Below are 5205 nucleotides of genomic sequence, written 5' to 3' on the forward strand. Positions count from 1 at the left end.
AGGGATATCATATTGCGTTTTAAAGAAGAAAGTCCTTTTCTTAAAGTACAAAAAAGGGCAGCACACTTATTGACTAATAAACAATATATGTTGTGAATAATAACGAACTCTAACAACGTGTATAATTCATTGCTAGTTATAGTCTACTTACAAAAATCCTCGCGGATTTTATATTCGGTTTGTATTTGCTAATTTAGTTGCTGAAACACGCAACGAAATCATAGCCGAAACCGTTAGAGCACATTCAGCTGAAGCTGACTTGTTTTGCTACGTTCTCCAGGCAGAACTGCGTTTAGCAGGGCACTGAGATTCATTAAAACCAAACCTTGAAACCTATGAAAAATAGTTTAATTTTTATCTTACTAATAATATTTTCGTCTTGTAAAAATGGAGAAAAAAAAGAAGAAAATGTAGTAGAAAGAGTGCCTACTTCTGAGGAAAGAGCAAAATATGCTGAATTGAAAACCGAAGCTTGGAATCTTTATGAAAACCAAGAGTATTTAGCATCTGCAAGGAGATATTCGGAAGCATTTGCTGCTCTTGGAAATAAAGGAAATACAAACGATAGATATAACGCTGCTTGTTCTTGGGCTTTAGCCAATCAAATTGATTCGTCATTCGTACAATTATTCAGAATAGCGGAAAAAGGTAATTATAGTAACTATGGACATATTACAACAGATGGAGATTTGAATGCTCTACATTCTGATAAAAGATGGAATGAGGTTTTGAATTTAGTTAAAAGCAATAAAGAAAAAGCGGAAGAAAATTTGGACAAACCTTTAATTGCAATCCTTGATACAATATATCAAGAAGACCAAGGTTTAAGAAGACAAATTAGCGAAGTTGAAGAAAAATATGGTCGAGATTCAGACGAAATGAAAGCGCATTGGAAAACCATAAACGAAAAAGACTCCATCAATCTTATAAAAATACAGAAGATACTTGATGAGAAAGGTTGGCTTGGTCAAGACATAATTGGAGGACAAGGAAATACGACACTATTTTTAGTCATTCAACATTCGCCAATTGAAATACAGCAAAAGTATTTACCAATGATGAGAGATGCGGTTAAGAAAAATAATGCACACCCAAGCAGTTTAGCATTATTAGAGGACAGAGTAGCTTTAAGAACTGGTAAAAGACAAATTTACGGAAGCCAAATTGGGAGAAACCAAGAAACAGGAGAGTTTTATGTTTCACCAATCGAAAATCCAGAAAAAGTTGATGAAAGAAGAGCTGAAGTCGGACTTGGTACTTTACAAGAATATATATCTAATTGGAATATGACTTGGGATGTCGAAAAGCACAAAGAAATGACTGATAAATTAGAAGCAGAAAAAAAATAACGAAATGCCAATAATGGCTATAATTCATTGCGGCTGAAATTCCTAATCGGAATTTCAAGCCTTTTTGCTAAATTTATGGATTGTTGCCACCAGTTCGCACTGCGTGCTCGTGTCGGCGGAATGATACTGAGGTACCATTCCGTAACGAAACCATGGCCAAAAGCGTTACACTCAATTTGACCAAGCTAACAAACTAATGAATAAACTTCAAACTAGAAGTAAAACTTAAATACAGAAAAAATAGTTATAATTTAACTGTCAATCCAACACCTCCTGTTGCTCCTTGAGTGTTTCCTCCGCCAAGTTCCAAATAAATCCCCCATTTTTCATTCCAAAACCATCTTCCACCCACATGAAGACCTATATCAAAACCATTATCTTTATTATCATTATTTCCGTTGTAAATGGCATAACCAGCACCAGCACCACCATAAACATCCCAAGACTCATCTGTTAATCCAATTAAATTATCAAAATAGTAATTTGCTTTAACACTAAAGGTTAACCAATTGATGTCAAAATTAGTCGATGCTCCAGGGGCAATTGTAATATCTTTATGAACTGGGATTTCGTAATTCGCACCTATTAGGCCAAAATTTAATTCACTTCTAGCTTGACCAAATACATTAGCAGTAAAGCATGTGAACATTAACAAACAGAATAAAGTGATTTTTTTCATAATATTAGATTTTAATTATTTAACAAAAATATAATAAAAAAAAATGATGTATTTGCGAATACAAAAAATAGTATTTACTATAAATTACATAACACTAAATCCGACTGACAAAAATTTCGGAATAATAATAAAACGAAAATAAAAATTGCATCGAACAAGGCATGTAGTTCATGGCGTCTTTATGGATTACTCGTAGATTTATCAAGAAATAAAATATATCTTCGTAGGTTAACTTGGCAGGCAAAGTGCCACAAGCCACATAACAATACCGTTAGCCACAACGCTCAATGCAGTTTATCTTTATATTTTTAACGTTATAAATGATTTTAGCTATGAAAGTTTCAATTCAAAAAGTCAAAGGCATATTTGAGATATTGGGAATTATTGCTGTTGTCTTTTCCCTTATTCTCGTCTGGTATGAAATGTAGCAAAGTAGGGTGTTGGCTGAGGTAAATTACGAAATGACTATCACACAAAATACCATCCTTGCCAATCAGACTATTTCCAATAACTCCGACATTTGGCGGAGAGGATGCGCTAATGATACCCTCAACGCAAGAGAAATGGTCATTTTTAAAAGGATGGTTGATGATCAAAACTCGATTACATTTTTTAGGGTGCTTAAAGGTGTCAGACTAGATGACCTTTCTACCGTTGGGATCGAGGTTGTTGATTTCGCTAGATTCCTTTGCCACAACCCTGGGGCCAGAAAAGTATGGGAAGAAAGAGAAACCAATTTGATTGCAAGTCGAGAAATGCTTGGTGTCTCAAAAAATGATTTCTGGTATAATGAGATAAAAAAGCTCTGAATCAACTGGATAAACTGGATTAAAAACGATGTGTAAGTTGATCTCGCAGTGGCTAACATTACCTAAAGTGTGGGCTAATAAAAATTAGTTTTCAGTTTGAAGATTGTAACCAGCTAGCCACTGCACTTCGGTGGTACTTGCAACTGCACTCTTTCTTTTGGCAAAAGGCCAATTTCTTATCAACTTAGCGCGGTTATAATTAGTTGTAGTTGTGGTTTACTCAGACTTGTTTATATTTAGTCTGCTAATAAAAAGTAAACCAAGACGGTCTGGCACATTAGCCAGACGGTTGGCATTTATTGCCGAGCGTACTTAAAATTTAAAAATAATGAATAAAAAAACAAAAGTTAGATTTATATGGTTGTTGTCTTTTCTGGTTATTTTTTTAATTGTATGGACAATTTTACATTTTTCGTTTGAAAATTTAGATAGTCCATATAAAGGAATGATTAGTGGCGGAATTGCTGGTTTACTATCACCAAAAATAACGGAATATGAAACTCAATTAGGGAAACAAACCCAATTGAAATGGATTTTTATTAAAAAAGTAATTACAGTATAAAATCTGAATTGAAAATTAAACTTGCTTTGTTTGCGGAATTGAGCAAGTTGAGGAAATGTACACTCAAGCGGAATTGAAAATTTTGCGGAATAAATCGCTGACTAAATTTATAATGGATTCAGGTTTTTTTATGAAAATGTTTTCACAAAATATCTAAGTTACGCTGGATTTTTAATAATAAAACCAAATGGATAATTTTACAAACAATACGGTGAAGATTATTATTCTGAAGTAAAAGTGTTTTTAACCTGCAGCCATATTTCAGGACTAGACAATTTCGCTGAGGAAATTATCTGGCGGCATCACAGGAAAAACAACAAATTAGCTGAATTGAATACTTGGAAAAGTGATTTTTAATTAAACTAGAAAATGAAATACGTAAATTGGTACAATAATAGTTTATAAGCTATTTTATTTTTTATCAAGATCAGGATGATATATACCTAAGCCGAAAACCTTCTAATCAATTGACACAAAGATGGCATTAACTTATTGTAATCCGTGATTATGTTTTCAATATACATTTGCTGAAACAAAAAAATTAAGATAAAGATTAAAAGAATTAAGAGCGATAGGGGGAATGTCTTAAGAATATTTGGCAAAAGAGCCAAAAGTAAGTCTACAAAGAATCCAAAGAATTGAAAATAACTAATTTCAGCCTACTGGAGAAACGGTTAGAAGAATAGTCAATGCTTTGATGAGGCATTAACGTTATGTCGTCAAGATCAAAAAACAAAAACGTAAAAATGAATGTGGTCCTAATTTAAAATAAACAAAATGTCAAAATTTTCCTTAAAGTCAACCATCTTTCGGGGTATTGCCCTAGCTTTTCCATTATCCGTAGTCTTGTATGTGTTATATAAATTCATGAAAATTTTTGAAAGCCTTATAAGTCCTATTGCCAAAAAATATAATATAGAACATATTTTTGGGGAAATCACACTTACTTTTTTTGCGGTATTAGCTATGCTCGCTGTTGCTTTCTTACTCGGTTTATTAATGCGGATAAAATTGGTTGCAAATCTGAGGGGAGAGGTGGAGTCATTAGTACTAAAATTTGTACCGTCCTTAAACTATTTGGAACTTATGGCTGCTGATCGATTGAATGCAGATAATATAAATTTAAATTGGAAACCTGTTTTAGTTTTAAAAGGAGATCAGTGCTTCCCCGCATATGTATTAGAAGAAAATGAGGAATGGATTACCCTAGCCACTGTACGAATTCCGAATACAGATCCTAGTGGAATGATGCTTATAAAACAAAATTCTATAAAGTGTATTCCTATAACTATGAAAGAAATGCGTGTATGTAATAAACAATTTGGAAAAGGTTATATCGATAAGATTCAATAGGTTGCAAATTAAGATTAGCCCTACTTGTTAACTTTTTGTTGGCGATTCTTTTAATGATTTTACTAATAAAGGATCAAGTAATCATAGGGTTCGGTTGCTTGAGATAAATAAAAAGATAATTTTCGGATAAGAAAACTTTTAATTTTTTAGAGATAGGATAGAGTATAACGAAAGCTATGACTCAATTGATAGCTCATAAAAAAAACAGTAGCTTACACCTGTAATTACAGCAAAAGCCTTTAATTTGATATAATCAAAGTTATTTTAGACGTCTAAGCACGTCTTTTTTTAATTTTGAAGGGTACACAATAATATGAATACTAAGGATAAGATTATTTTGTTTTATAGTGGCTTCATATTAAAAAAGAATACTGGTAAAGATTAAGAAAGTACCAAAAGTACTTTTTGTATCAGTATTGCATAAAAGGAACATCCCATGAGCAAGTAGAAGTC

Annotated in this window: 5 protein-coding genes; 4 read left to right on the plus strand and 1 reads right to left on the minus strand. The window is 32.7% G+C overall.

What is annotated here, in order from left to right; genetic code table 11:
• Positions 1–335 precede the first annotated feature (335 nt).
• On the plus strand, positions 336–1349 hold the full coding sequence (locus HRU49_RS13905; RefSeq protein WP_296358201.1) for a DUF6624 domain-containing protein: 1014 nt from the start codon (positions 336–338) through the stop codon (positions 1347–1349).
• A 244-nt stretch (positions 1350–1593) separates the two neighbouring features.
• On the opposite strand, the gene HRU49_RS13910 is transcribed toward HRU49_RS13905, so the two are convergent.
• Entirely contained in the window at positions 1594–2028 is a 435-nt protein-coding gene (locus HRU49_RS13910) for an outer membrane beta-barrel protein (protein ID WP_296358203.1), read from the minus strand.
• Positions 2029–2489: 461 nt separating this feature from the next.
• Here HRU49_RS13910 and HRU49_RS13915 point away from each other — a divergent pair, with 461 nt between their 5' ends.
• The 3 genes from HRU49_RS13915 (at position 2490) to HRU49_RS13925 (ending at position 4752) form a co-directional block, all read left to right on the plus strand.
• Positions 2490–2837, plus strand: coding sequence for a hypothetical protein (locus HRU49_RS13915; RefSeq protein WP_296358205.1), 348 nt, complete (start codon positions 2490–2492; stop codon positions 2835–2837).
• A 328-nt stretch (positions 2838–3165) separates the two neighbouring features.
• Entirely contained in the window at positions 3166–3399 is a 234-nt protein-coding gene (locus HRU49_RS13920) for a hypothetical protein (RefSeq protein ID WP_296358207.1), read from the plus strand.
• 777 nt (positions 3400–4176) lie between these two features.
• On the plus strand, positions 4177–4752 hold the full coding sequence (locus HRU49_RS13925; protein WP_296358210.1) for a hypothetical protein: 576 nt from the start codon (positions 4177–4179) through the stop codon (positions 4750–4752).
• The last annotated feature ends 453 nt before the right edge of the window (positions 4753–5205 follow it).

Source organism: Winogradskyella sp. (assembly GCF_013213975.1).
Taxonomy (GTDB): domain Bacteria; phylum Bacteroidota; class Bacteroidia; order Flavobacteriales; family Flavobacteriaceae; genus Winogradskyella.